The 565-nt window shown below is 73.1% G+C and carries 1 protein-coding gene; it reads left to right on the plus strand.

What is annotated here, in order from left to right:
• Positions 1-565 (plus strand): 4-alpha-glucanotransferase (locus G3N93_RS41245; RefSeq protein WP_206135667.1); only part of this gene is annotated, 565 nt, incomplete at both ends.

Consider the following 565-nt stretch of genomic DNA (forward strand, 5'->3'; position numbering starts at 1 on the left):
CATGCGCGCACGGCGCGACGCTGCTGCGCGGCGTGTCGCTCGGTGCGCCGCCCGACCTGTTCAACGCAGCCGGCCAGGCGTGGGGCGTGACGACCTGGACGCCCGCCGCGCTGCGTGCGGAAGGCTTCGTGCCGTTCGTCGAACTGTTGCGCGCGGCGTTCGCGCATGCAGGCGGCATCCGCATCGATCACGTGCTCGGCTTCGCACGGATGTGGATCGTGCCGGACGGCGGCTCGCCGCGCGACGGTGCGTACCTGCGCTATCCGGTCGACGATCTCGTGCGGCTCGTCGCGCTGGAAGCGGCCCGTCATCGTGCGCTCGCGATCGGCGAGGATCTCGGCACGGTGCCGGCCGGCTTCCGCGAACGGCTCGGCGCGCAGGGCATCGCCGGGATGCGCGTGCTGTGGTTCGAGCGCGACGCCGACGGCACGTTCCGCTCGCCGTCGGCATGGGATCGCGACGCGATCGCGATGTCGTCGACGCACGATCTGCCGACCGTGGCCGGCTGGTGGCGCGGAGTCGACCTGGCATGGCGGCGGATCGCAGCCGAGGCCGCGGAGCAGTC

The sequence above is a fragment of the Burkholderia sp. Se-20378 genome, from assembly GCF_017104665.1.
Lineage (GTDB): Bacteria > Pseudomonadota > Gammaproteobacteria > Burkholderiales > Burkholderiaceae > Burkholderia > Burkholderia lata.